Here is a 23,688-nt window from a genome sequence, read left to right on the forward strand (position 1 = left end):
CTCTCCCACCGGGAGAGGGTGGCCCAAAGGGCCGGGTGAGGGCGTCTCCGATCCAAACTGGCCTGATGCCGGAAGGGCCCTCACCCCTGGCCCCTCTCCCGGAGGGAGAGGGGAAACACCCTACGTCGCCGGCATCGCCGTGCCGCGGGCGCGGCGTTCGGCCTGGATGCGGTTCATGTTGAGGAACACGCGGGCAGCGAGCTTGGGGTAGCGCTTGCAGATGCGTTCCTGGTCGGCGTCGTCGAAGCGCAGCAGGCGCACCTTGCTCAGGGTTTCCACATTGGCCATGCGTTTCTGGCCGAAGTAGCCGCCTTCGCCGACGACGCCGCCGCGCTTGAGCTGGTTGAGCAGCACGCGTTCGCCGTTCTGGTAACTCCACACCGCGAGCTTGCCGTCGATGACGACGAACACGTCGCCGCCGGGGTCGCCCTCGCGAATGATCAGCACGCCGGCCGGCACGATTTCCACGCGTGACATCAGCGCGAAGATGCGCGCCTGGCGCGTCGACAGGCCGGCGAACAGCGGGATCGTGCCCTGCACGTTCTGGCCAAGGTTCAGGCGCAGCGAATCCCACAGCGTGACCACGCGCACGCCGCTGATGAAGGCCGGCGTGACGAACACGTCGACCAGCCAGGCGGCGGCGAGCGTGAACGCGGCGAGCCAGCCGAACATCACCTGGTTCTGCAGCTCGCCGGTGACCAGTACCAGGAAGCCGGCGGCGAGGATCGCCTTGGTCAGCGTGATCGGCCGCAGCACCGCCTGCAGCGCGGACACCGCGGCCGTGGTCTCCGACGCGGTGCGCCGCGCGGCGACGTTGAAGCGCGCCAGATAATGGATCGTGTCGTCGACCGCCAGGCCCAGTACCAGGCATTCGACCAGGCTGGTCGTCGCGTTGAGCTTGACGCCGAACAGGCCGAGCGCGCCGAAGTACAGCGCCGTCTGCAGCAGCGTGGGCAGGGACGCGAGCAGGCCCACCCACAGCGACGCGAACTGGATCGCCAGGCACAGGTAGATCACGCCCAGCGCCAGCGCGATGCTCTGCAACTGGCCGGAGGTCACCGCCTCGACCGACTGCGTCATCAGCACCGCCTGGCCGCTGGTCTGCGCATGCATGCTTTTGGGCAACTGCGCGAGCCGTGCGTCGACGCGCTCGAGCACGTCGCCGATGTCGGCGGTGTCGTCGACGGTCAGGCGCAGGTTGATCAGCGTGGACTGGCGATCGCTGTCGACGAATTGCGACAGCGTGTCGGTATCGCCGAAGAACAGCAGCTGGCTGACCATCTCGCGCGTGTCCGGCAGATGGGCTGCTTCGGCGCCGGTGAGCACGCGATTGAGCGAACGCAGATGGTCGGTGATGCCGATCACCGAGCCGATCTCGGGCTGGTCGCGCAGCCACTGCTCGAGTTCGTCGAGCTGTTGCAGGCTGCCCGGTTCGAGGAAGAATTCCGGCACCGCGCCGTCGACCAGGATCGACAGCGGCGTGACGCCGTCGAGCGCCTGGTTGACGCGCTCGTAGTCCTGGCGCACCGGCGAGCTTTCCGAGAACGCGCCGACGAACCGATCGCCGACATCGACCCGCAGGCTCAGCAGGATCGCCGCGACGCCGATGGCGCTCGCCACCCACAGGATGTGCTTGCGATGGATGATGTCGAAGCGCCCGATCATCGCGCTGCCGTTCCTGAAAATATGGTCGCCCGGCAACGGCCGGCGCGGCAGCTTGCGCGTGCTGACGCCGAGCATCGCCGGCACGAAGCTCAGTACCAGCAGCACCGTGTAGACCACGCCCAGGCAGGCGAGCAGCGCGAATTCGCGTATCGCCGGCAGGTCGTTGGTGACCAGCGCAAGCAGGCCGACGCCGGTGGTGAAACCGGTCAGCACCACCGGGCCGGCGATGTCCTGCAGCAGGTGCTCGATGCGTTTGACGCGATCGCGGATACGCGGCTCGCGCAGCAGCGCCTCGAACTCGGTCAGCACGTGCGCGCAGTAGGCCAGGCCCATCGTCGCCAGCAGCGGCGGCACCAGGCTGGTGATCAGGTTCAGCGGCCGCCCGGTGGCCGAAAGCGTCGCCAGGGTCCACAGCATCGACAGTGAAATCGTCAGCAGCGGCAGCCACACGCCGCGCATCGAGCGGAATGCCAGCGCCAGCAAAACCGCCAGCAGCAGGATGATCGCCGGCACCGTCCACGCCATCTGCTTGAGCACCGTGCGGCTGGTGGCGTCGCGCACGATCGGCATGCCGGTGACCGAGATCTGCACGCCGTCGCCGCTGGCGTCGTGCGCGGTCTGGGTGATCGCCTCGGCGACGCCGCTCTCCAGCGTCTCGCGATCGGTGGTGGTGCTCAGCGATACGCGGATCGCCGCGGAATGCCCGTCCAGCGACACCAGCTGGCCGCGCAGCAGCGGATCGGCGTCGATGCTCTTGTGCAGCTGGTCGATCAGCGTCTTGTTGTCGAACTCTTCGGGACGCAGCCGGCGCAGGCTGAGCTGGCCTTCGCCGCTGCTGGCGCGCGGCAACGGCACGCTGGTCAGCGACTGCACTTCGGCGACGTTCGGCGTCGCCTGCAGTGCCTGGGTCAGTGCATCGAGCCGGCGCAGCGAGGCCGGCGAGTAGACGTCGTCGGCCTGCAGCAGCACCAGCACGGCGTCGTCGGGCGCACCGAAGCGCGCATGTACCGCGTCATCGACCGGCTGCGCCGGCAGGTCGGGCGCGATCAGCGGGTCCAGCGAGGCGTCGACGCTGAGCCGTATCGTGTGATTCTTGACGTCGACCAGTTGCAGCAGCGCCGCGATCGAAATCAGCGCGGCGATGCCGATGATCAGCCACGGCCGCCGCGCCATCGCACCGGCGACGCTGGCCCGGCGCGCTCCCTCGGCGGGCGCGGCCGCCGTCGCCATGTGCTGGTTTCCCCCGAAACCGCGGCTGGGCGCGCTGCGCTTATTCGTTCTTCAGGTAGAAGGTGTCCGGCGCGAAGTTCTTCTCGGACAGCTGTTCGAGCAGGAACACGTCGGAGAGCTCGATACCGGTCTGGCTGTTACGCACCAGGTCTTTCATCGTGTACGCGGTGACGAACCAGTACGGGTCGAGCTGGCTCAGCGTCGTCGCGTCGGCTTCCAGCTGCTTGACCGTCTTGCCGCTCTTGTCGAGGAAGTCCGAGCGCAGCGGCACGCAGCTCTTCTGGTCGACGTAGGAGCGCATCATCGCGTAGGTCGGCGTCGCGGCGTCGAGCTTGGTTTCCAGCACGTAGCTGGGATGGCCGGCGACCACCTGGTCGGCGATGCGCGTGGTCGGTCCGGTCGCGGCCAGGCCCTGCAGCTGCTTCAGATCGGAGTAGGACAGGTCGGTGCCCCACAGCGGGCGGTTCAGATCGTCGCCGCTGACCTGCTGCACCTTGTTGGCGGCCGGCAGGTAGAAATACAGCTGCTCGGCGCCTTCCTTCTGCACCAGCAGGTAGCTGGAGCCGGCCAGGTCCTTGGGCTCGACCACGCGCACGTTGAGGCGGCCTTCGCCGGTGCCCTTGGCCGGTTTCCAGAACAGCTTGAGCTTGAGCGTGCGCTCCTTGCCATCGCGTCCCTTGGACTTGAGCGTGATGTCGCGCAGCGAGCCGCGGTCGGCGAGATTGCTGCGGCTGCAGGCATTGATCTCGTTGATCGTCGCGGTGGCGACGTTCAGCGCTGGGCGCGTCGCGGCTTCTGCTTCAGCAGCCGGAGCGGCAGGCTTGGTGCTGGCGGCCAGGGCGCTGCCGGCGACGAGCAGGGCGGCGAAACCGGAGGCGGCGCGGACGAAAGCGGACTTCATGTGCAGTTCCTGGCGCCAGCGCGCCGTCGTTGTGGTGTCGGTGCCGAAGTCTAGCTCACCCTGGCGCGGGCGCCTGAGCGATTTCCCTTGGCGGCGGGCGCCTGCGTCCCTCGATACGCGCCTTGAAAGGCGCTACTTGGGAGGAACGGCGTTTTGCGCTAAACCCCGTTCCTTGCAGGTCGCCTCGTTTGCCAGACGTATCGAGGGGCGCTTTGATACTCGGAAGAAACGGAGATTGCGCTAAACCCCGTTCATCCCGAGTAGCCTCGCTTGCGAGGCGTATCGAGGGACGCATCGAACGCTACTGGGCCGCCTGCGCCGCAATCCAGGCATCGACGCGCTGCTCGAGAATGTTCAAGGGCACCGCGCCGCTGGACAGCACCTCGTCGTGGAAGCCGCGGATGTCGAACTTGTCGCCCAGCTTCGTCTGCGCGCGGGCGCGCAGCTCCTTGATCTTGAGCTCGCCGATCTTGTAGGCCAGCGCCTGTCCGGGCATCGCCATGTAGCGGTCGATTTCGTTGGCGATGTCCAGCGGCGTTTTCGCGGCGTTGTCGGCGAAGTAGTCGATCGCCTGCTGCCGCGTCCAGCCCTTGGCGTGAAGGCCGGTGTCGACCACCAGGCGCACCGCGCGCCACATCTCGTAAGTCAGCTGGCCGAACTTGGAGTAGGGGTCCTTGTACAGGCCCAGCTCGCCGCCGAGGGACTCCGAGTACAGGCCCCAGCCTTCGACATAGGCGGTGAAACCTTCTCCGTTCTTGCGGAACTCCGGCATGTCGCCGAGCTCGGTCTGCAACGCCAGCTGCAGGTGATGGCCGGGCACCGACTCGTGCGAGGTCAGCGCCTCCATCTCCCATTTCGGCCGCGTCTCCGGCTTGTACAGGTTCACGTAGTAATAGCCGGCGCGGCTGCCGTCGGCGGCCGGCGGATAGTAGTAGGCGGTGGTGGTGTCCGGCGCGGAAATGTCCGGGATCGCGCGCACGCCGTAGGGCGTACGCGGCAGCTTGCCGAACAGCCGCACCAGCTCGGGATCGATGCGCTTGGCGATCACCGCATAGCCGTCGAACAGTTCCTGCGGCGTTTTATAGAAGAATTTCGGATCGCTGCGCAGGTAGTTGAAGAACGCGTGCAGGTCGCCCTTGAAACCGACCTGGGTCTTGATCGTCTCCATCTCGGCGCGGATGCGCGCGACTTCCTTCAGGCCGATGTCGTGAATCTGGTCCGGCGTCAGGCTGGTCGTCGTGTGATGACGCGCCAGGTAGGCGTAGAACTCCGCGCCCTGCGGTTGCGCCGACAGGCCCGGCGCCTCGTTGCAGGCCGGCAGGTACTCGTTGTTGAAATAGGCCTGGAAGCGCTGGAACGCCGGCAACACCTGCTCGCGGATCGCCGCTTCACCGGCGGCGCGCAGCGCGTCGCCATCGGCGATGTCCGCCGGCATGTTCGCGAACGGCGCGTACAGCGGGCTCTGTTTCGGATCGCTGACGATCTGCTTGGCGATCTGCCCCGGCACCCGCTGCATGATCACGCGCGGATAGGTGCGGCCCTGCGCGACGCCGAGCTTCATCAGCGCGATGGTCTGGTCGGTGAGCGTGCCGAACGCCTGCAGTCGCTTTGTCCAGTTCTGATAGTCGACCGGTTTTTCGAAGCGCATCGCCTCCAGCACTTCGCTGATGGTCTGCAGGCCGCCGCGCTGATCCACCGGCCGCAGCTGTGCGCCGTACCGGTAGCTCTCGATGCCGTCTTCGGTCTGCAGCTTGAACAGATCGTAGTTCAGCTGCTGCTCGGCGCTGAGCGCGCCGCGGTCGATGCTCTTGAGCTTGTCCAGCGCCGCCTGTGCGGCCTGCTGGCGCCTGGCGAAGGCCTCGGGACTGAGGTCGTCCCAGCGGTCGTTGTAGCGGCTGTCGCCGAGATAGGTCGCGGTCAGCGGCGACTCGGCCAGCATGCGCTGCCATTCGTCGGCGAACAGTTTTTGCAGCGCCGCGGCCTGCTCATCGGCTTTCGGCGCCTGCGTCGTCGGCGTCGCGGCGGTGGTCGCCGGCGGGGCCTCGGGTTTGCAGCCGGCGAGAATCAGCAGCAGCGCAGCCGCGAACGCGGTCTTCTTCATGGTCGTGTGGCTCAGTCGATGTTGAGTTTTTTCAGCTTGTAGCGCAGCTGGCGGAAGCTCATGCCGAGCAGCTCGGCGGCGCGGGTCTTGTTGTAGCGCGCTTTCTCCAGCGCCTCGCGGATCGCGTGCTTTTCGATCTCCTCGATGCGCGCGTCCAGCGGCGCTGCGCCGCCGCTGCCGCTGTCGGCTGCGGCTTGCGCAGCCGGCTGCGCGCGCGGCTCGGCGCTGGTGTCGCGTGCGGCCGAGCGCAGCTGCAGATCGTCGGCGCTGATGCGCTGGCCGTCGGACAAGGTGATCGCGCGCTCCAGCACGTTTTCCAGCTCGCGCACATTGCCGGGGAAATCGTAGGCGGCGAGCTTTTGCAGCGCGTCGGCGTCGAGCTGCGGACGCTGGCCGTTCTCGATCGCGAGCCGGCCGAGAATGCTGGAGGCGAGCAGCGCAATATCGCCGCGGCGTTCGCGCAGCGGCGGCGTGCGCACCTCGATGACGTTGAGCCGGTAATAAAGATCCTGGCGGAATGCGCCGCTGGCGACCAGCGCGGCGAGGTCGCGATGCGTGGCCGAAATGATGCGCACGTTGACCGCCATTTCGCTTTCGCTGCCGACCTGGCGCACGCGCCGCTCCTGCAGCGCGCGCAGCAGTTTCACCTGCATGTGCAGCGGCAGATCGGCGACCTCGTCGAGAAACAGCGTTCCGCCCTCCGCGGCTTGAAACAGGCCGGCCTTGTCGCGCAGCGCGCCGGTGAAGCTGCCTTTCAGGTGGCCGAAGAATTCGCTCTCCATCAGCTCGCCGGGGATCGCGCCGCAGTTCACCGGCACGAAGGCCGCGGCCGCGCGCGGGCCGCGCTGGTGGATCAGCCGCGCGACCAGCTCCTTGCCGGTGCCGGATTCGCCGCAGATATGCACCGGCGCCTGGCTGCGCGCGAGGCGCTCGATCATGCCGCGCAGATGTTCGATCGACGGATCGCGGCCGAGCAGCCCGCCGCAATCGTCGGCCGCCGTGGTCGGCGCGCCGCCGGCCGCGGCACTGGCGTCGCCGGCCTTGAGCCGCAGGCCGGCCTCGACCAGCTTGCGCAGCATCGTCAGGTCCACCGGCTTGGAGACGAAGTCGAAGGCGCCGGCCTTCAGGCTTTCGACCGCGGCCTGGGCATTGCCATGCGCGGTGATGACCGCGATCGGCATGCCCGGCCAGTGTTTCTGGACCTCGTGCACCAGCTCGATGCCGTTGCCGTCGGGCAGGCGCATGTCGGTGAAGCAGAAGTCGAAGCGACGCTCGGCCAGCAGCGCGCGCGCCTGCGCCAGGTCGGCCGCGGCCTCGGTGCGCACGCCCATGCGCAGCAGCGTGATTTCGATCAGCTCGCGAATGTCCGCCTCGTCGTCGACGATCAGCGCGGTGGCGGTGGACGGGGATTTGCCGGCGGCTCGGGTCATCGGTCGATCAGCGCTCGATCAGGCAGCGGCAGTGTGGGCGAACGTCAGCCGGAAGCAGGCGCCGCGGCCTTCGGCCGGCCGGTAGGCGATGCGCGCCTGATTGTATTCACAAAGCTCGCGGGTCAAGAAAAGCCCGAGGCCGGTGCCCTGATGAGCGGTGGTGAAGAACGGCTCGAACATGCGCTCGCGCAGCGCTTCGGCGATGCCGGGGCCGTTGTCGCTGACTTCCAGCCAGGCGTGCTGCTGCTCGTCGATGCCGGCGTCGAGCATCACCAGCACCTCGCCGGCGCCGCCATGCATGAAGGCGTTGTCCCAGAGATTGAACAGGATCTGCTGCAGGTGATTCGGGTCGAAGCGCACCTGCAGGCTGGCGGCGATTTCGAGGATCTCGATCGGCCGCGGCCGATCGGAATAGCTTTCCTGATACAGCCCGCTGGCGCGCACCAGATAGTCCTTCAGCGCCAGGGTCTGCGGCTGCGGCGGTTCGCGCCGCGACATCGCCAGCACGTCCTGCACGATCTTGTCGATACGACGGCCGTGGCGCTGGATCATGTCCAGCAGCCGCCGGTTCTGCGACTGGCCCTCGGCCTCGAACACCTCGGCCTCGGCCAGCAGCTGGCTGGCCTGGTGGATCGCCGACAGCGGGTTGCGGATTTCATGCGCGATGTTCGCCGACAGCCGGCCGAGCGCGGCCAGCTTCATCTGCTGCGCCTGCTCGCGCATCAGCCCGGCGTCTTCCAGCAGCACCAGGATCGGCGCCCGCAGGCCGCTGCCGAGCCGTGAAAACCGCGGCACCACTTCGGCGGCGCCGGGGCGCGACTCGATCGGCGCGCCCGAGGCGATGCCTTCGATGCGCCACTGGCGCAGGCGTGCGGCCAGCGCCGGCGCCTCCAGCTCGATCAGCCGGTTCTCGGCCTCGCCGGAGAGCTGCATCAGACGCCGCGCCGCCGGGTTGAGCCGGCGGATGCGCCGGTCCGGATCGACCACCAGCACGCCGGTGTGCATGCCCGAGACGATGCTTTCGTTGAGCTCGGACAGGTCGGCGAATTCGCTGCCGACCAGTTCGGCCAGCGCCTCGCTCTTGCGCGCGCGCTGCGCCACCGCGTTGGCGGCGATGCTGGCGCCGAACAGCATCAGGCCGAGCACGCCGGCGGCGGTGAAATCGTTGGCGTCGAAGTGCTGGTCGTAGCGGCGCGCGATCTCGACGCCGAACATCGCGATCGTCGCCAGCGCCGCCTGCAGCATCGCCATGCGCGGCGACAGCACCAGCGCGCCGCCGACCACCGGCGTGATCACCAGAGCGCCGAGGCCGGTGGGTACGCCGCCGCAGGCATAGATCAGCAGGCTCAGGCTGCTCAGATCGCCGAGCAGATGCAGATGCGCCTGGGTTTCCACCAGCGCCGGCCGGCGCCGCTGCACCAGGGCCATCAGCAGCAGCGAGACCACGCCGTAGACCAGCGCCGCCAGCTGCAGCCGGCTGCTGCCGAGGCCGTCGAAGATGCGCGGCGCAAAGCCGCTTTCGACGGCGACGATGAGCAGCGCCACCAGCATCAGCCGGTACAGGGACAGCAGGCGCAGGACGCGCCATTCCTCCGGGGCGGCGGTGTCGCCGCCGCCAGCGGGTTCGGTATCCGCCCGGTTTTTCCTGGCTAGTCCGAGCATCGGCCGCAGCGTCCGCTGCGAGACAGCGCGGTGCTCGGCAGGTAGGTGCCGCATTGGACGCAGCGCTGCATCAGTTCGAAGGGCTCGGCACCGGGTTTGCGAGGCGGGGCTTCGGGAGGCCGCTGCGCGCCGAGATCGCGGCTGCGCCGCTGCCATTGCTGCCAGAAGCGCCAGGCCACCCAGGCCAGCGCGAGCAGGACAAGCAGACGGAGGTTCATCGATCGATCCAGTTGGGGAGCCGGGGGAGGCACCGGCGCAGGACGCAAGGATACGGCCTGACGCCGCTTTGGCGGCAGGGCGCGGCTGCCATTGACAAATTTCTTACCAACCGCTGGGTTTGTTTTGCGAAGACTTACTATTTAGTGGAAAATCCGCGCGCTCACACTGCGAGAAACCAATGAATCTCCACGAATACCAGGCGAAGGCCCTCTTCGCCCGTTACGGCATTCCGGTTCCGGAAGGCCACCTGGCTGAAAGCCCGGAGGCTGCCCGCGCAGTCGCCAAGCAACTCGGCACCGAAAAAGTCGTTGTCAAAGCGCAGGTTCACGCCGGCGCGCGTGGCAAGGCCGGCGGCGTCAAGCTGGTCACCGGCCCGGATGCGGCCGAGGAAGCGGCCAAGGGCATGCTCGGCAAGAACCTGGTCACGATCCAGACCGACGCCAAGGGTCTGCCGGTGAACTCGGTGTACGTCGAGAAGCCCAGCAACATCGCCCGCGAGCTGTACCTGTCGGCGCTGATCGATCGCACCCAGGAAAAGATCGTGTTCATGGCCTCCAGCGATGGCGGCATGGACATCGAGGAAGTGGCGCACAACACGCCGGAGCGCATCAAGCACGTGTTCGTGTCGCCGGCCGCCGGCCTGCAGCCCTACCAGGCGCGCGAACTGGCGTTCTTCATGGACCTGAACAAAGAGCAGGCCGACCAGTTCACCAAGGTGCTGAACGGTCTGTACAAAATTTTCATGGAATGCGACTGCAGCCTGGTCGAGATCAACCCGCTGATCGTCACCAAGGAGGGCGGCCTGATGGCCCTCGACGGCAAGCTGAACTTCGACGACAACGCGCTGTTCCGCCAGAAGGAGATCGCCAGCCAGCGTGATCCGAGCCAGGAAGACGAAGTCGAGCGTGCCGCCGCCAAGTACGACCTGAACTACGTGACGCTGGAAGGCAACATCGGCTGCATGGTCAACGGCGCGGGCCTGGCGATGGCGACGATGGACATCGTCAAATTGCATGGCGGCCAGCCGGCCAACTTCCTCGACGTCGGCGGCGGCACCACCGCCGAAAAGGTCACCGAGGCGTTCAAGCTGATCACCAGCAGCCCGACGGTCAAGGCGATCTTCATCAACATCTTCGGCGGCATCGTGCGCTGCGACCTGATCGCGGAAGGCATCATCGCCGCGGTCAAGCAGACCGGCCTGAAGATCCCGGTCGTCGCCCGTCTGCAGGGCACCAACATGGAGAAGGGCCAGGCCCTGCTGCGCGAATCCGGCCTGGCCGTGACGCCGGTCTCCGACCTCACCGAAGCGGCGCAGACGGTCGTTCGTCTGGCCGAAGGAAAGTAAGCGCATGTCCATCCTGATCGACAAGAACACCCGCGTCATCTGCCAGGGTTTCACCGGCAAGCAGGGCACTTTCCATTCCGAACAGGCGATCGCCTACGGCACCAAGATGGTCGGCGGCGTCAGCCCCGGCAAGGGCGGCGGCAGCCACCTGAGCCTGCCGGTGTTCAACACCGCGCACGACGCGGTGAAGCAGACCGGCGCCGAGGCGACGATGATCTACGTGCCGGCGCCGGGCGCGGCCGACGCGATCCTCGAAGCCGCGGACGCGGGCATCAAGGTCATCATCTGCATCACCGAAGGTATCCCGGTGATCGACATGGTCAAGGTCAAGGCGGCGCTGCGCGCCAACTATCCGGGCAGCGTGCTGATCGGCCCGAACTGCCCGGGCGTGATCACGCCGGGCGAATGCAAGATCGGCATCATGCCGGGGCATATCCACAAGCCGGGCAAGATCGGCGTGGTGTCGCGCTCGGGCACGCTGACGTATGAAACCGTGCACCAGACCACGCAGAACGGCCTCGGCCAGAGCACCTGCGTCGGCATCGGCGGCGACCCGGTTCGCGGCCTGGGCTTCATCGACGTGATCTCGCTGTTCGAAAAGGACCCGGCGACCGAAGGCATCATCATGGTCGGCGAAATCGGCGGCTCCTCCGAAGAAGAAGCGGCCGAATACATCAAGGCCCACGTCAAGAAGCCGGTCGTTGCTTACATCGCCGGCGTCACCGCCCCGGCGGGCAAGCGCATGGGCCACGCCGGCGCGATCATCGCCGGCGGCAAGGGCACCGCCGACGAGAAGTTCGCCGCGCTGGAAGCCGCCGGCGTCAAGACCGTCCGCTCGCCGGCCGACCTCGGCGCGGCGATGCTGTCGCTGCTGAAGTAAGCGCTGTCGTTATGACGCAAAAGGCCCGCGAAAGCGGGCCTTTTGCGTTGGCTCTGACGTAAGCGTAGCCCGGGTGAAACCCGGGGTCTGGCAGGCAATCTCGGCAGCCGGCCCCGGGTTTCACCCGGGCTACAACAGCACCAGGTGCTCTGCGTTGGCTCCCGCAATCGCGCCGCGCGGCACTGCCCGATCGAAGGTCACCAAGCGCCCACCGCGGCGCACCGCCAGCGCCAGCAGGTAGGCGTCGGTCAGCAGCGTGCCGCTCAGCAGGCGGTCCCAGCGCGTGGTGCCGGCGTCGAGCAGGCTGATGTCGTCGGGCCAGAACTGGTGGGCGACGTGGCGCGCGGCCTCGCCGAGACGTGCCGCCGCCTCGGCCAGCGGCACCGCATTCGGATAACGCGGCTGCGACAGGATGCGCAGGCAGCCGTTCTGGGTCAGCGGGCACGAGGCCCAGCCGTGATCGATGTTGGCGCCCAGCCAGTCGCTGGCGGTGCGGTGATGGACGTGCGCGGCGTCGAACAGCGCGATCAGCACGTTGACGTCGAGCAGCGCGCGCACGCTCAGATGCCCTCGTCCTCGCGCAACTTGTTGACCAGCTCGTTGGTGACCAGCGCGCCGCTGGCCGGCAGCGCGCGGAAGCCGTAGACCGCGGCCGGCTCGGCGGTGGCCAGCGGCTCGGCCGAACGCCGGGTCAGCGCGGCGCGCAGTAGCCGCGAGATCACCGCGCCCGCGGTGCTCTGCTCGCGCCGCGCCAGCTCCTTGGCGGCGCTGAGCAGATCGTCGTCGATATCGAGCGTGGTTCTCATTGCGGATTGTGCATGTGATGCGTTTGCATCAGATGCTACACTGCGGTCCATCGTCGTGCCACTCCAGCTCTATCCGGCCCATGCTCACCGTTTACGGCATCAAGAATTGCGACACCGTTCAACGCGCGCTGAAGGCGCTGGACGCGGCCGGCATCGCCTTCCAGTTCCACGATTTCAAGAGCGCCGGTTTGAGCAGGGAAACCGCGCAGGGCTGGATCGCCGCGCTGGGCGTCGACGTCGTCGTCAATCGCAAGGGCACGACCTGGCGCAAGCTCGATGACAAAACCCGCGATGGCCTGAGCGCAGCCAATGCCGCGGCGCTGCTGGCGCGCGAGCCGTCCCTGGTCAAACGGCCTGTGTTCGCTTATCCGGGCGGCCTGGCGGTGGGGTTCGCCAAGGCCGATGAGGCGGCCGTGGTCGCGCGCCTCGCGGCTGTAGTCAGCTAGCCGGCACGCCCATCGTGATGCTCGCGCCGCCAGCCGTGCGCGCGATTCTGGGATAATCGGCGCATGTCGCAGACCCTCACTTTCGCGCTGGCGCAGATCAATTGCTGGGTCGGCGATATCGCCGGCAACGTCGGCCGCATCATCCAGGCGGCGACGCGCGCGCGCGACGAACTCGGCGCCGACCTGGTCGCCTGCCCGGAGCTGGCGCTGATCGGCTATCCGCCCGACGATCTGCTGCTGCGAACCGCGTTGCCGCAGGCGATCGCCGCCGGTGTCGAGCGGCTGCTGAGCGAAGTGCGCGGCATCACGCTGATCGTCGGGCTGCCCGAGTACGCGGACGGTCTGCTGTACAACGCGGCGCTGGTGATCCGCGACGGCGCGATCGTCGCGCGCGGCCGCAAGCAGTTGCTGCCGAACTACGGCGTATTCGACGAAAAGCGCCATTTCACTGCCGGCGTCGAGACGCCGGTGTTCGAGCTCAAGGGCCGCAAGCTCGGGCTTTGCATTTGCGAAGACGTCTGGGGGCCCGGCCCTGCGGCGCTGGCGAAAGCCGGCGGCGCGGAGCTGCTGATCAACATCAACGCCTCGCCTTTCGAGCAGACCAAGGCGCGTGAACGCCTGGCAGTGCTGCGCGAGCGTGCAGCGGAAACCGGGCTGCCGATCCTGTACGTCAACCTGGTCGGCGGTCAGGACGACCTGGTATTCGACGGCGGCTCGATCGCGGTCAACGGCGACGGCAGCGTCGGTTTCAGTGCGCCGGAATTCGTCGAGGACGTGTTTCCGGTGCGCTTTAAGGACGGTCGGTTCAGCGGCAGCATTGCGCCGACCACCAGCGACGAGGCGCGCGTCTACGCGGCGCTGGTGCAGGCGACCCGCGACTACGTCGATCGCAACGGTTTTCCCGGCGCGCTGGTGGGCCTGTCCGGCGGCATCGACAGTGCGCTGATCGCGGCGATCGCCGCCGACGCACTCGGTCCCGAGCGCGTCTGGGCGGTGTCGATGCCGTCGCGCTACACGATGGACATGTCCAACGACGACGCGCGCCTCGAGGCCGAGGCACTCGGCATCCGCTATTCGACTTGTCCGATCGAGGACGCCTACCAGGCCTTCGACCGCTTGCTCGCACCGAGTTTCGCCGGCCGCAAGCCGGATCTGACCGAAGAAAACCTGCAGTCGCGCTGCCGCGGCGTGCTGCTGATGGCGCTGTCGAACAAGTTCGGCAATGTCGTGCTGACCACCGGCAACAAGAGCGAGATGGCGGTCGGCTACGCGACGCTGTACGGCGACATGTGCGGCGGATTCGCGCCGATCAAGGACGTCTACAAGACGCTGGTCTACCGGCTCGCGATCTATCGCAACACGCTGGCGCCGGCCGGCCAGCCGGTGATTCCGGAGCGCGTGATCACGCGCGAGCCCAGCGCCGAGCTGCGCCACGAGCAGAAGGACTCGGATTCACTGCCGCCGTACGAGGTGCTCGATCCGATCCTGCAGGCCTATGTCGAGGATTGCCGCTCGATTCCGGAAATCGTCGCGATGGGCTTCAGCGAGGCCGACGTGCGCAAGGTCGCCGGCCTGGTGCGTCGCTCTGAATACAAACGCCGCCAGGCGCCGCCGGGGCCGAAAGTCACGCACCGCGCTTTCGGCCGCGAGCGGCGTTATCCGCTGACGGCGCAGTACGGGGATTTGTAGTTTTTAACCCTCTCCCACAAGGGGAGAGGGTAAGAAGTTACGGCGTTGAAGCAGCCGCTGCCGGCTCGGACGGAACCACGGCCGCATTCGGATCGGCTGCCGCCGGCGGTGCGGGCGCATCGGCAGTGCCGGCGTCGCGCTTGAGCAGGCGATCGATCCACGACGGGCTGTTGTCCGCCGCGGCCGACTGCTTCTCCAGCGTTGCTTCGGACGGCTGCGCCGCGAGAATTCGCGCCGCGTCGTCGGCCTGCTGGTTGAGGCCGGCCTTGCGGTAGCTCTTCTCCATCAGATCCAGCGCGCGATAGCTGGCCGGCGCGCCCGGGTACTGCGCGACGATCTGCTCGGCGCGCTTGGCCGCGGCCAGGTAGGCGCCGCGGCTGCCGTAATAGAACTCGACCACGCCCAGCTCGTGCTCGGCGAGGATGTTGCGCAGATAGATCATGCGCTGGCGCGAATCGCCGACGTAGCGGCTGGTCGGGTACTTCTGGATCAGCAGCGCGAAGTCGTCGTAGCTGCGCCGATAGTTGGTGATGTCGCCCTTGGCGCTGCTGACGCCGAGCATGCTGCTGAAGGACGCCTCGCGGTTGAAGTTGGTCAGGCCCTTGAGGTACTGCACGTAGTCGATCGACGGATTACGCGGATGTTCGCGGATGAACTTGTCGGCCGCGGTCAGCGCCTTGTCGGCGTCGTAGCCGCGGTACAGCGCGTAGGTTTTCTCGATCTCGCCCTGCGTGGCGTAGTCGGTGAACGGATAACGCTTGGAGAGCTGGTCGTAACGCTCGGCGGCTTCGGTGAAATCGCTCTGGTCGAGGCTCTTGCGCGCCAGCTTGTACAATGCCGCCGCTTCGGCGCGCAGCTGGGCCTCGCTTTTCTCGGGGCCGGTAAAAGCGTCGTCCTTTTTCTTCGAGTTGGAGCAGGCGGCGCCCGTGAGAACGAGCGCGGCGGCAAGTGCCGCGGCCAGAAGACGCTGGAAATTCATCATGCTCGGAAGAAGGACGAAGAAAATGCGAAGAAGGAAGCCGCTGCGCGGTCTTAAGCTCTTTATGGAAATCAAGCCTGCGAATCGCAGCGGAGTATAGCCGATGAACGCCGAGGCGCCGGACGACCCAGAAGACCTCGAATCCGAGGGCTCAGTTCCATCCACCGTCGAAATGGTCGAAACCGTGCCGGCCGAGCTGGCCGGCCAGCGCCTGGACGCGGTCGCGGCCAAGCTGTTCCCGGACCACTCGCGCTCGCGCCTGAAGACCTGGATCGACGAGGGCAGCCTGTGGCTCAACGGCGCACCGGCGGCGCGTGGCCGCGACCCGGTCAAGGAGGGCGACGTGCTCGACCTGCGCGCCGAAATCCCCGAGGCCAACTACGACATCCTGCCGCAGAACCTGCCGCTGGACGTGGTCTACGCCGACGAGTCCCTGGCGATCATCCGCAAGCCCGCCGGCCTGACCGTGCACCCGGGCGCCGGCCAGCGCGACAACACGCTGCAGAACGCGCTGCTGTACCACTTCCCGCAGACCTCGCTGGTGCCGCGTGCCGGCATCGTCCACCGGCTCGACAAGGACACCTCGGGCCTGTTGGTGGTGGCGCTGACCGTGACCGCGCATACCTATCTGGCCGACCTGATCGCCAGCCGCGACGTCAGCCGCGAGTACGACGCGCTGATCACCGGCACCATCGTCGCCGGCAGCACCATCGACCTGCCGATCGGCCGCCATCCGCGCGACCGGCTGAAAATGGCGGTCAGCAACGCCGGCCGCAGGGCGGTCACGCATTACCGCGTGCAGGAGCGTTTCAAGCATCACACCCTGCTGCGGGTGAAGCTGGAGACCGGCCGCACCCACCAGATCCGCGTGCACCTGTCGCATCTGAAATGGCCGATCGTCGGCGACCAGCTCTACGGCGGCCGCGTTGCGCGCGGCGTCGGCATGAGCCTGAAGCTGCGCGAGGCCTTGATGGCCTTCCCGCGCCAGGCGCTGCATGCGCGCGCGCTGGAGCTGGAGCATCCGGTCACCGGCGAGCTGCTGAGCTTCGCCAACGAACCGCCGGCGGATTTCCAGGCGCTGCTGCAGTTGCTGCGGGATGAGCAGAAGCTCAATCCCTAGAGGCTGAACCTGTAGGAGCGGACCCTGTCCGCGACCGAGGCTGGGACGGCGCAGTCGCGGACAGGGTCCGCTCCTACAGCGGCAGATTGACGCGCCGCTACAACGGCAGCAAAAACCCCAGCCCGTCGGACGAGTCGAACTCCGTGATCTCGCGCGCCGGCCGCGTCGAATCCGGACGGCGCATCGCGACGATGTGGCCGACACCGTAGTCGCGCGCGGCGCGCAGCACCGGCAGGCTGTCGTCCGCGAATAAAGCCCGCTTGCGCTCGAACGGATACTGCTTCTGCAGCGCCTCCCAGAAGCGCGGGTCTTCCTTGGGCGCGCCGTAGTCGTGCGAGGACACGATCGCGTCGAACATTGGCCGCAGGCCGACCTGGTCGAGCTTCACTTCCCAGCTGTCGCGGTGCGCGTTGGTACACAGCAACAGCGGCCGGCCCGAAGCCTTGATCGCCTCCAGGAACGCCAGGCTGCCGCCGATGAAGGCGACGCGTTCGCGCACTTCTTCCTTGAGCTGGCGCAGGTTCAGGCCGGTGACGCGGCTCCAGTGGTCGGTGCAATACCAGGGCAGCGTGTGCTCGATCGCGCGGAACTGCGGCTCCAGCTCGGCCAGCGCCGCGGGCAGGCTCAGGCCGCGCGCCAGCGCGTAGCGCTGCGGCACCAGCTCCATCCAGAAATAGTTGTCGAAAGCCAGATCCAGGATCGTGCCGTCCATGTCCAGCAGCACGTGCTCGATCGCGTTCCAGTCGGGGCGGAAGTGGCTGCGGATGGGGCTCATGTCCGTATGATAAAGCCTGTCCCCGGAATGGTCGGAAGATGAAGTTCGCAGAGCTGCTGCCCGCGGTGCTCGAGATCGCCGAAGAAGCCGGCCGCCGCATCATGCAGGTGCGCGGCAGCGCGGATTTCGGCGTCACCGAGAAGGCCGACCATTCGCCGGTGACGCTCGCCGACATGGCTGCGCACCGGCACATCGCAGCCGAGCTGCGGACGCTGGCGCCGCAGATTCCGCTGCTGTCGGAGGAAGACGCCGACATCGCCTTCGACACGCGCCGCGCCTGGTCGCGCTACTGGCTGGTCGATCCGCTCGACGGCACCAAGGAATTCATCAAGCGCAACGACGATTTCACCGTCAACATCGCCCTGATCGAGGACGGCTATCCGGTGCTCGGCGTGGTCGTCGCGCCGGCCTTGAATGTGCGTTATTTCGCCGCGCAGGGCGTCGGCGCGTTCCAGATCAAAGACGGCGTTCGCAGCGAGCTGCACGTGCGCAAGGCGCCGGCGATACCGGTGTTCGTCGTCAGCCGTTCGCACAAGAATCCCGAGCTTGAAGCGTTTCTCGCCGCGGCGCCGCCGCACGAGGCGCGCAGCCGCGGCTCGTCGCTGAAGTTCTGCCAGATCGCGGCCGGCGAGGCCGACCTGTATCCACGCACCGGCCCAACCTCGGAGTGGGACACCGGCGCCGGTCAATGCGTGGCCGAGCAGGCCGGCGCGCTGGTGTTGCGCCTGCCGGACCTGAGCCGGCTGCGCTACAACCAGAAAGATTCGCTGCTGAATCCGCTGTTCGCGGTGATCGGCGATTGCAGCGTCGACTGGAAGCCGCTGCTGGCGACGATTGCGGCGTGAGCGTCGACGCGCTGCTGCGGGAATTCGGCATCGACCGCGCGCTGCTGCGTCGTCGCGGCCTGCAGCGCCATCGCGAAGCGCACCGCCTGACACCGGTCGGCCTGGGCACCGACGGCCGCGACAAGCTGTTGATACCGGCCGCTGCGCGCGCCTGGCTGTCGATGCGCGAAGCCGCCGCCGGCGACGGCATCACGTTGCAGCTGGTGTCGGCTTTTCGCAGCGTCGAGTTTCAGGCTGCGCTGTTGCGCTCGCGTCTGGCGAAAGGCGAGAGCGTCGAGATGGCGCTTAAGGTCAACGCGCCGCCGGGTTACAGCGAGCATCACAGCGGCCGCGCGATCGACATCGGTACGCCGGGCTGCGGCGGCTTGGACGAGGCTTTCGAAAACACCGCGGCGTTCGCGTGGTTGGAACGCGAAGCGGCGCGACATGGCTTCACGATGAGTTATCCGCGCGACAATCCGCAGGGCTATCTGTACGAGCCCTGGCACTGGTGTTTCAGTCCCCTCTCCCTCCGGGAGAGGGTGGCCCGAAGGGCCGGGTGAGGGCGTCGCAGATCGGCGCGAATGTCGAGTCCCTCACCCTGCCCTCTCCCGGAGGGAGAGGGCTTGAGCGCAGCTCAGGCCGGCAGCCGCACTTCCGAAAAATCCGCGGCCTGCGGATGCGCCGCGGACGGCTTGGCGATCGCGTCGCGGATCAGCTGGCAGGTCTGCATGCCGGCGGCGCGGGCGGCGTCGAGCTCCTCGCCGATATCCGACAGAAACAGCACCTGGCTGCCCGCAATGCCAATGCGCTCGATGATCGCGCGATACGAGGCCGCTTCGCGTTTGCCGCCGACCTGCGTGTCGAAGTAACCCGAGAACAGCGGCGTCAGATCGCCGGCGTCGCTGTGGCCGAAGATCAGCTGCTGCGCTTCGACCGAGCCCGAGGAATACACGTAGAGCTGCAGGCCCTGTTCGTGCCAGCGGCGCAGGAAGACCGGCGTGTCGGCGTAGACATGACCCTTCAATTCACCGGCCTGGTAGCCCACTTTCCAAATCATGCCCTGCAGGGTTTTCAGCGGCGTGGCCTTGCGGTCTTCGTCTATCCACTGCTCCAGCACGCCGGCGGCTTCGTCGATCGACAGGTCCCAGCCCACGACCGCTTCGACATCGTCGATCAGTGCCTGCACCAGCGGATCACCGGCCTGCTCGCGCAGGAATCCGCGCAGATGCGCGCGCGCATACGGGAACAGGCTCTTGTGCACGAACTCGATCGAAGTGGTTGTTCCTTCGATGTCAGTGACGATCGCGCGAATCATGTGCTCTCCAAAGCCATCCATGGCGCCGCAGTCCGGCCCGGCCATCCGTGGCCGGGCGCTCGCCGGGACGAACGTCCACTGGACGTTCGTCTATTTCCGGCTCGCCCCTCGATATCAGTCACGATCGCCTTGATCGCCACTTCAAGCCGCCGGGTAATGCGGCGCTTCGAGGCGCGGAAAACGATCCGCGATCTTGTCGCCGGTGAAGTTCGCGACCCAGCCTTCCGGCGTCGTGAACAGGCGTATCGCTTTCAGGTTCGGATTCGGGCCCATGTCGAACCAGTGCGTGGTGTGGGCCGGCACGCTGAGCAGGTCGCCCTTGACGCAGCGCACGCCGTAGACGCGACCGTCCTTGCGGATGTTGAACAGGCCTTCGCCCTGGACGAAGAAGCGCACCTCGAAATCGTCGTGCGTGTGTTCGTGCAGGAACTTGTCGCGCATCGCCTCCTTCTGCGGATGGCTGGCGTACAGGCTGATCACGTCGACGCTCTTGAAGCCATAGGTCTTCATCAGCCGGTCGATGGAATCGCGATAGGCCTCGATCACCTCGTCCTGGCTGGCCTGATCGTCGAGCTGCTTGCGCGCTTCCCAGCGCTCGAAGCCGACGCCGATCTTGTCGAGCGCGCGACGGATGTCGTCGAAGCTCGTGTACGTGGCCTCCGGCTGGCCGGCGGAACCTTCTGGATAGATGCGCAGTTCACTCATGTGTGTTTCTCCAACGTTAACTTCCTCAACTCGCACTCGAACATGAACTCCAGGGCTTCCACGCGATGGCGTGCTTGCGCCACCGAACTGCCCCAGGCGTAAAGACCGTGGCCGGCGATCAGATACGCGGCCGCGGCTGACTTCTTCATATGGGCATCGATCGCGGATGCCAGACGCGCGATGTCCTGATCGTTTTCAAATACCGGGATTTCCACTGCCGCGTCATGCGTGCTGATGCCCGGCAACAGCTTCAACAGCTCGTAACCGGCCAGACGCACGCTGGACTGGCGCATCGACAGCAGGGTGTTGGCAACAGAATGCGTGTGCAGCGCAGCGCCGATGCCGGCATCCATCTTGTACAGCTGGCAATGCAGCAGGGTTTCGTAGCTGGCCTTGCGGCTGCTGTCGTCGGGCCGGCCTTCGAGGTCCGCAACCAGGAAGGCATCCGGCGTCAGCTCGCCCTTGTGCCAGCCGGAGGCGGTGATCAGCATGCGATTCGACGACAGCCGCGCCGAAAAGTTTCCGCCGGTCGCCGGCACCCAGCCGCGCTGATGGAACAGCGCGCCGGCCGCGATCATGTCGCGGGCATAGCAGTCAAGCTCGGCATTCATGGGGGCGCGACTCTAAGGGATGGCGAAAGCTGGATCAATGCGGCAATTTTGCGCGCGATGGATGAATCTGTCGCGTCAGCGCCAAGATCGTTTGGCCGCCTGCTTATGCCTCCGCCGGCTCAGATCAGGAACACCGAGGCCAGGCCGAGGAAGATGAAGAAGCCCATGCTGTCGGTGATCGCGGTCAGGATCACCGACGAGCCCATCACCGGGTCGCGGCCGAAGCGCTGCAGCAGCAGCGGGATGAACACGCCGGCCAGCGCCGCGACCAGCAGTTCGAGAATCGTTGCGCCGGCGATGACCAGGGTCAGTGGCAGGTTGCGGTAGAGCAGCAAGGTGAACAGGCCCAGTGCCGTGCCCCAGACCGCGCCGTTGAGCGCGGCGATCGACAGCTCCTTGGTCAGCATCTTGCGCAGCTGGCTGGCGCCGAGCTGGCCCATCGCCAGGCCGCGAATCACCAGCGCCATGGTCTGGTTGCCGGTGTTGCCGCCGATGCTGGCGACGATCGGCATCAGCACGGCCAGCGCCACCAGCTGCGCGATCACCGCCTCGAACTCGCCGATCACGCGCGAGGCGACGAACGCGGTCAGCACGTTCAGCCCCAGCCACGGCCAGCGGTTGCGCGCGCTTTGCGTCACCGGCGCGAACAGGTCTTCCTCTTCGGACAGACCGACCTGGCGCAGGCTCTCGGTGCTGGCGCGCTCCTTGATCTCATCGACCACCGCGTCGACGGTGATGCGGCCGACCACCTGGTTGTGCAGATTCACCACCGGCGCCGACACCAGGTCGTATTTCTCGAACGCGGTGACCGCTTCACGCATCAGGTCGTCGGTGTAGAAAAAGATCGTGTCGCGGGTCATTTCCGCGCCCACTTCGGCATCCGGCTCGCCGAGCAGCAAGCGGGATAGCGGGAGCACGCCGCGCAGATGATTGCTGCGGTTGACGACGAAAATCTGCGTCGTATGCGGCGGCAGTACCTTGCGCCGGCGCAGCAGGCGTAACACCGCTTCGAGTGTCGTGTCCTCGCGCATCGACACGAAATCCAGGTCCATCAGCGAGCCGACCGAGTCCTCCGGGAAGGACAGCATCGAGCGCACTTCGGCCTGATCGGCATTGTCGAGCCGCTGTAGCACCGCCTGTCCGACATCGTCGGGCAGGCTGCTGACCAGGTCGGCGATGTCTTCCGAATCCAGCGGCGCGACCACCGCGGCGATGTCGTCCGGCGCCATGTGCGCGACCAGCATGCGCCGCACCGCGTCCGAGGTTTCGAGCAGCACCGCGCCGCGCCGCTCTGGCCGCACCAGCGCCCAGGCCAGATCGCGCGCGTCCGGGTCCAGGCTCTCCAGCACGAAGGCGATGTCGGCCGGGTGAAAGCTGGCCAGGCGCGTTTCCAGCGCCGCCTGGTGCTGGCGCGCGACCAGCTGCGCAACCACGTCCTGGCGGCCGTTTTCGGACGCCGAACGCTGCAGCAGTTCGCGCTCGACTGCCTGTCGGGACAGCAGCTCGATCACCTGCGCGCGCGCCTGTTCCAGGTGCCGGTAGTGATGGCGCTGGCTGTTGCTGTCGGTACTGGCGTCGGCGACGTCGTTCATGGACGCGATCTTACGCCGCGCAGGTGATGCTTCGACATGCGCACCGTGAATAAAGCGTGCGCGCAACAAAAAGGCGCGACCCGAAGGGCCGCGCCTTGTGCGATGCCGTCGCCATGCAGGCGACGGATCGGCTTACTTGATCTTCGCTTCCTTGAACACGACGTGCTTGCGCACGATCGGGTCGTATTTCTTGAACTCGAATTTGTCCGGGGTGTTCTTCTTGTTCTTCGTCGTGGTGTAGAAGAACCCGGTGTCGGCGGTCGAGATCAGCTTGATCTTTTCGCGTTCTTTTTTCTTGGCCATGGCTAGCTCCTTAGACCTTCACGCCATTCTTGCGAATGTCGGCGAGCACGACGTCGATGCCCTTCTTGTCGATGATGCGCAGGCCGTGATTCGACACGCGCAGCGAGATGAACTTCTTCTCGGCCTCGACCCAGAAACGATGGGTATGCAGGTTCGGTTCAAAACGGCGACGGCGGCGATTGTTCGCGTGAGAAACCGTATTGCCGACCAGCGGCTTTTTGCCGGTGACCTGACAGACTTTGGACATGACACAACCTCGAAGCTGAAAAGGGCGCGAATCAGACCCAAAAACATCAGGGGCCCGAAAAGGGTCGCGAAAGATACCAGCGAAGTCCGGCAGCGGCAAGGGTTTCAGCCTGGCTCAGCCGCGGTCGCTGCGCGCGAAGCGCACGAAATCCTCGATCCGGCGCCCGTCCTGGTCGGGATAGTGCCGCCCGGCCGGCGCCAGCGAGCCGATACGGTCGATGCGGAACTGGCGAAAATTGTCGCGCAGCTCGCACCAGCCGGCCAGGGTCCAGGCCGCGCCCCAGAAGTACAGTCCCAGCGGCCAGACGCAGCGCTCGCTGAGCGCGTCCTGCTGGTCGCGGTACTCGCCCAGGCGCATCACCTCTCGCTGGCTGATCGCCTGGTGCAGGCGGTCGAACAGGCCGCCCGGCACCGGCGAGGTGAAGGACGGCGCATACAGCCGGGTCCGCTCCAGCTCGATGCGCGCGTCTTCCGGCAGCGCGGCGGCGATCTTGGCCAGCGCCGAGGCGGCGGCGCTGGCGGTTTCCGGCCCGGACCAGACCTGGACGATGCGCGCGCCGGCGGCCAGGGCCTGCAGCTCGGGCTTGTCGAACATCAGCGGCGGCAGGTCATAGCCGGCGCCCAGCCGGTAGCCGACGCCGGCCTCGCCCTCGATCGGCACGCCCGACAGCGTCAGGTCGCGCACGTCGCGGTACACCGTGCGCATCGACACCTGCAGCCAGCCGGACAGCTGCGCGGCCGTGGTCAGGCGCCGGCCGCGCAGGTACTGGACGATACGGAACAGGCGGTCGGCGCGGCGCATGCCGACAGCTTAAAGCGGCCGGCGCGCTGGCATCGAGCG

At 66.9% G+C, this 23,688-nt stretch carries 24 protein-coding genes; 7 read left to right on the plus strand and 17 right to left on the minus strand.

Features of this window, described 5'->3' with window-relative positions; all coding sequences use genetic code 11:
- Positions 1–120 precede the first annotated feature (120 nt).
- From ACQZF9_RS00220 to ACQZF9_RS00245, 6 genes are all read right to left on the minus strand, one after another.
- Entirely contained in the window at positions 121–2,895 is a 2,775-nt protein-coding gene (locus ACQZF9_RS00220) for an efflux RND transporter permease subunit (RefSeq protein ID WP_428311273.1), read from the minus strand.
- A gap of 40 nt (positions 2,896–2,935) precedes the next feature.
- A complete protein-coding gene (locus tag ACQZF9_RS00225) occupies positions 2,936–3,796 on the minus strand; it encodes an outer membrane lipoprotein-sorting protein (protein ID WP_428311274.1) in 861 nt (286 codons plus the stop codon).
- 301 nt (positions 3,797–4,097) lie between these two features.
- Positions 4,098–5,897 carry a DUF885 domain-containing protein gene (locus tag ACQZF9_RS00230; RefSeq protein ID WP_428311275.1) on the minus strand — a complete coding sequence of 600 codons (1,800 nt, stop codon included), beginning with the start codon at positions 5,895–5,897 and terminating at the stop codon, positions 4,098–4,100.
- A gap of 11 nt (positions 5,898–5,908) precedes the next feature.
- The gene (locus ACQZF9_RS00235; RefSeq protein WP_428311276.1) at positions 5,909–7,327 is read right to left on the minus strand and encodes a sigma-54-dependent transcriptional regulator; all 1,419 of its coding nucleotides are present in this window, start codon (positions 7,325–7,327) and stop codon (positions 5,909–5,911) included.
- 18 nt (positions 7,328–7,345) lie between these two features.
- Positions 7,346–8,989: a sensor histidine kinase gene (locus ACQZF9_RS00240; RefSeq protein ID WP_428311277.1), complete on the minus strand. Its 1,644-nt coding sequence runs from the start codon at positions 8,987–8,989 to the stop codon at positions 7,346–7,348.
- The gene (locus tag ACQZF9_RS00245) at positions 8,977–9,207 is read right to left on the minus strand and encodes a hypothetical protein (protein ID WP_428311278.1); all 231 of its coding nucleotides are present in this window, start codon (positions 9,205–9,207) and stop codon (positions 8,977–8,979) included. The genes ACQZF9_RS00240 and ACQZF9_RS00245 overlap by 13 nt, the downstream gene beginning before the upstream one ends.
- Before the next feature lie 179 nt (positions 9,208–9,386).
- Between ACQZF9_RS00245 and sucC the strand changes: the two genes are divergently transcribed.
- Positions 9,387–10,553 carry an ADP-forming succinate--CoA ligase subunit beta gene (sucC, locus tag ACQZF9_RS00250; RefSeq protein WP_428311279.1) on the plus strand — a complete coding sequence of 389 codons (1,167 nt, stop codon included), beginning with the start codon at positions 9,387–9,389 and terminating at the stop codon, positions 10,551–10,553.
- A gap of 4 nt (positions 10,554–10,557) precedes the next feature.
- The gene (sucD, locus tag ACQZF9_RS00255; RefSeq protein WP_428311280.1) at positions 10,558–11,433 is read left to right on the plus strand and encodes a succinate--CoA ligase subunit alpha; all 876 of its coding nucleotides are present in this window, start codon (positions 10,558–10,560) and stop codon (positions 11,431–11,433) included.
- A 129-nt stretch (positions 11,434–11,562) separates the two neighbouring features.
- Here sucD and ACQZF9_RS00260 read toward each other — a convergent pair whose 3' ends face one another.
- Entirely contained in the window at positions 11,563–11,991 is a 429-nt protein-coding gene (locus ACQZF9_RS00260) for a TA system VapC family ribonuclease toxin (RefSeq protein WP_428311281.1), read from the minus strand.
- Between the two features lie 2 nt (positions 11,992–11,993).
- A complete protein-coding gene (locus ACQZF9_RS00265; protein WP_428311282.1) occupies positions 11,994–12,239 on the minus strand; it encodes a hypothetical protein in 246 nt (81 codons plus the stop codon).
- 80 nt (positions 12,240–12,319) lie between these two features.
- On the opposite strand from ACQZF9_RS00265, the gene ACQZF9_RS00270 reads away from it, so the two are divergent.
- Together ACQZF9_RS00270 and ACQZF9_RS00275 are read left to right on the plus strand one after the other, a co-directional pair.
- Positions 12,320–12,685: a Spx/MgsR family RNA polymerase-binding regulatory protein gene (locus tag ACQZF9_RS00270; RefSeq protein ID WP_428311283.1), complete on the plus strand. Its 366-nt coding sequence runs from the start codon at positions 12,320–12,322 to the stop codon at positions 12,683–12,685.
- Between the two features lie 63 nt (positions 12,686–12,748).
- The gene (locus ACQZF9_RS00275; protein WP_428311284.1) at positions 12,749–14,374 is read left to right on the plus strand and encodes an NAD+ synthase; all 1,626 of its coding nucleotides are present in this window, start codon (positions 12,749–12,751) and stop codon (positions 14,372–14,374) included.
- Positions 14,375–14,411: 37 nt separating this feature from the next.
- On the opposite strand, the gene ACQZF9_RS00280 is transcribed toward ACQZF9_RS00275, so the two are convergent.
- Entirely contained in the window at positions 14,412–15,356 is a 945-nt protein-coding gene (locus ACQZF9_RS00280) for an outer membrane protein assembly factor BamD (protein WP_428311285.1), read from the minus strand.
- Positions 15,357–15,525: 169 nt separating this feature from the next.
- On the opposite strand from ACQZF9_RS00280, the gene rluD reads away from it, so the two are divergent.
- Positions 15,526–16,473 (plus strand): 23S rRNA pseudouridine(1911/1915/1917) synthase RluD, encoded by a 948-nt coding sequence (gene rluD, locus ACQZF9_RS00285; protein WP_428313485.1) that lies wholly within the window; start codon positions 15,526–15,528, stop codon positions 16,471–16,473.
- 97 nt (positions 16,474–16,570) lie between these two features.
- Here the strand turns inward: rluD and yrfG are convergent, their stop codons facing one another.
- Positions 16,571–17,248 (minus strand): GMP/IMP nucleotidase, encoded by a 678-nt coding sequence (gene yrfG / locus ACQZF9_RS00290; RefSeq protein WP_428311286.1) that lies wholly within the window; start codon positions 17,246–17,248, stop codon positions 16,571–16,573.
- A 38-nt stretch (positions 17,249–17,286) separates the two neighbouring features.
- Here yrfG and cysQ point away from each other — a divergent pair, with 38 nt between their 5' ends.
- Together cysQ and ACQZF9_RS00300 are read left to right on the plus strand one after the other, a co-directional pair.
- Entirely contained in the window at positions 17,287–18,093 is an 807-nt protein-coding gene (gene cysQ / locus ACQZF9_RS00295) for a 3'(2'),5'-bisphosphate nucleotidase CysQ (RefSeq protein ID WP_428311287.1), read from the plus strand.
- Positions 18,090–18,635: a M15 family metallopeptidase gene (locus ACQZF9_RS00300; protein WP_428311288.1), complete on the plus strand. Its 546-nt coding sequence runs from the start codon at positions 18,090–18,092 to the stop codon at positions 18,633–18,635. The genes cysQ and ACQZF9_RS00300 overlap by 4 nt, the downstream gene beginning before the upstream one ends.
- Positions 18,636–18,709: 74 nt before the next feature.
- Here ACQZF9_RS00300 and mtnC read toward each other — a convergent pair whose 3' ends face one another.
- From mtnC to ACQZF9_RS00335, 7 genes are all read right to left on the minus strand, one after another.
- Positions 18,710–19,390, minus strand: a complete 681-nt coding sequence (gene mtnC, locus ACQZF9_RS00305; protein WP_428311289.1) for an acireductone synthase — start codon at positions 19,388–19,390, stop codon at positions 18,710–18,712.
- A gap of 141 nt (positions 19,391–19,531) precedes the next feature.
- On the minus strand, positions 19,532–20,095 hold the full coding sequence (locus tag ACQZF9_RS00310; RefSeq protein ID WP_428311290.1) for a 1,2-dihydroxy-3-keto-5-methylthiopentene dioxygenase: 564 nt from the start codon (positions 20,093–20,095) through the stop codon (positions 19,532–19,534).
- A complete protein-coding gene (locus ACQZF9_RS00315; protein ID WP_428311291.1) occupies positions 20,092–20,706 on the minus strand; it encodes a methylthioribulose 1-phosphate dehydratase in 615 nt (204 codons plus the stop codon). The genes ACQZF9_RS00310 and ACQZF9_RS00315 overlap by 4 nt, the downstream gene beginning before the upstream one ends.
- Before the next feature lie 119 nt (positions 20,707–20,825).
- Positions 20,826–22,298, minus strand: a complete 1,473-nt coding sequence (gene mgtE, locus ACQZF9_RS00320) for a magnesium transporter (RefSeq protein ID WP_428311292.1) — start codon at positions 22,296–22,298, stop codon at positions 20,826–20,828.
- Positions 22,299–22,430: 132 nt separating this feature from the next.
- Positions 22,431–22,601, minus strand: coding sequence for a 50S ribosomal protein L33 (rpmG, locus tag ACQZF9_RS00325; protein ID WP_299698253.1), 171 nt, complete (start codon positions 22,599–22,601; stop codon positions 22,431–22,433).
- A gap of 10 nt (positions 22,602–22,611) precedes the next feature.
- Entirely contained in the window at positions 22,612–22,848 is a 237-nt protein-coding gene (rpmB, locus tag ACQZF9_RS00330) for a 50S ribosomal protein L28 (protein ID WP_299698252.1), read from the minus strand.
- A gap of 114 nt (positions 22,849–22,962) precedes the next feature.
- Positions 22,963–23,649 carry a helix-turn-helix transcriptional regulator gene (locus ACQZF9_RS00335; protein WP_428311293.1) on the minus strand — a complete coding sequence of 229 codons (687 nt, stop codon included), beginning with the start codon at positions 23,647–23,649 and terminating at the stop codon, positions 22,963–22,965.
- Positions 23,650–23,688 lie beyond the last annotated feature (39 nt).

It is taken from the genome of Hydrocarboniphaga sp. (genome assembly GCF_965279055.1).
Lineage (GTDB): Bacteria > Pseudomonadota > Gammaproteobacteria > Nevskiales > Nevskiaceae > Hydrocarboniphaga.

Coding starts and splice junctions, on each gene's coding strand:
- ACQZF9_RS00220 (WP_428311273.1), bottom strand. CDS start 2,895: ATGGCGACGGCGGCCGCGCCCGCCGAGGGAGCGCGCCGGGCCAGCGTC.
- ACQZF9_RS00225 (WP_428311274.1), bottom strand. CDS start 3,796: ATGAAGTCCGCTTTCGTCCGCGCCGCCTCCGGTTTCGCCGCCCTGCTC.
- ACQZF9_RS00230 (WP_428311275.1), bottom strand. CDS start 5,897: ATGAAGAAGACCGCGTTCGCGGCTGCGCTGCTGCTGATTCTCGCCGGC.
- ACQZF9_RS00235 (WP_428311276.1), bottom strand. CDS start 7,327: ATGACCCGAGCCGCCGGCAAATCCCCGTCCACCGCCACCGCGCTGATC.
- ACQZF9_RS00240 (WP_428311277.1), bottom strand. CDS start 8,989: ATGCTCGGACTAGCCAGGAAAAACCGGGCGGATACCGAACCCGCTGGC.
- ACQZF9_RS00245 (WP_428311278.1), bottom strand. CDS start 9,207: ATGAACCTCCGTCTGCTTGTCCTGCTCGCGCTGGCCTGGGTGGCCTGG.
- sucC (WP_428311279.1), top strand. CDS start 9,387: ATGAATCTCCACGAATACCAGGCGAAGGCCCTCTTCGCCCGTTACGGC.
- sucD (WP_428311280.1), top strand. CDS start 10,558: ATGTCCATCCTGATCGACAAGAACACCCGCGTCATCTGCCAGGGTTTC.
- ACQZF9_RS00265 (WP_428311282.1), bottom strand. CDS start 12,239: ATGAGAACCACGCTCGATATCGACGACGATCTGCTCAGCGCCGCCAAG.
- ACQZF9_RS00270 (WP_428311283.1), top strand. CDS start 12,320: ATGCTCACCGTTTACGGCATCAAGAATTGCGACACCGTTCAACGCGCG.
- ACQZF9_RS00275 (WP_428311284.1), top strand. CDS start 12,749: ATGTCGCAGACCCTCACTTTCGCGCTGGCGCAGATCAATTGCTGGGTC.
- ACQZF9_RS00280 (WP_428311285.1), bottom strand. CDS start 15,356: ATGATGAATTTCCAGCGTCTTCTGGCCGCGGCACTTGCCGCCGCGCTC.
- rluD (WP_428313485.1), top strand. CDS start 15,526: ATGGTCGAAACCGTGCCGGCCGAGCTGGCCGGCCAGCGCCTGGACGCG.
- yrfG (WP_428311286.1), bottom strand. CDS start 17,248: ATGAGCCCCATCCGCAGCCACTTCCGCCCCGACTGGAACGCGATCGAG.
- cysQ (WP_428311287.1), top strand. CDS start 17,287: ATGAAGTTCGCAGAGCTGCTGCCCGCGGTGCTCGAGATCGCCGAAGAA.
- mtnC (WP_428311289.1), bottom strand. CDS start 19,390: ATGATTCGCGCGATCGTCACTGACATCGAAGGAACAACCACTTCGATC.
- ACQZF9_RS00310 (WP_428311290.1), bottom strand. CDS start 20,095: ATGAGTGAACTGCGCATCTATCCAGAAGGTTCCGCCGGCCAGCCGGAG.
- ACQZF9_RS00315 (WP_428311291.1), bottom strand. CDS start 20,706: ATGAATGCCGAGCTTGACTGCTATGCCCGCGACATGATCGCGGCCGGC.
- mgtE (WP_428311292.1), bottom strand. CDS start 22,298: ATGAACGACGTCGCCGACGCCAGTACCGACAGCAACAGCCAGCGCCAT.
- rpmG (WP_299698253.1), bottom strand. CDS start 22,601: ATGGCCAAGAAAAAAGAACGCGAAAAGATCAAGCTGATCTCGACCGCC.
- rpmB (WP_299698252.1), bottom strand. CDS start 22,848: ATGTCCAAAGTCTGTCAGGTCACCGGCAAAAAGCCGCTGGTCGGCAAT.
- ACQZF9_RS00335 (WP_428311293.1), bottom strand. CDS start 23,649: ATGCGCCGCGCCGACCGCCTGTTCCGTATCGTCCAGTACCTGCGCGGC.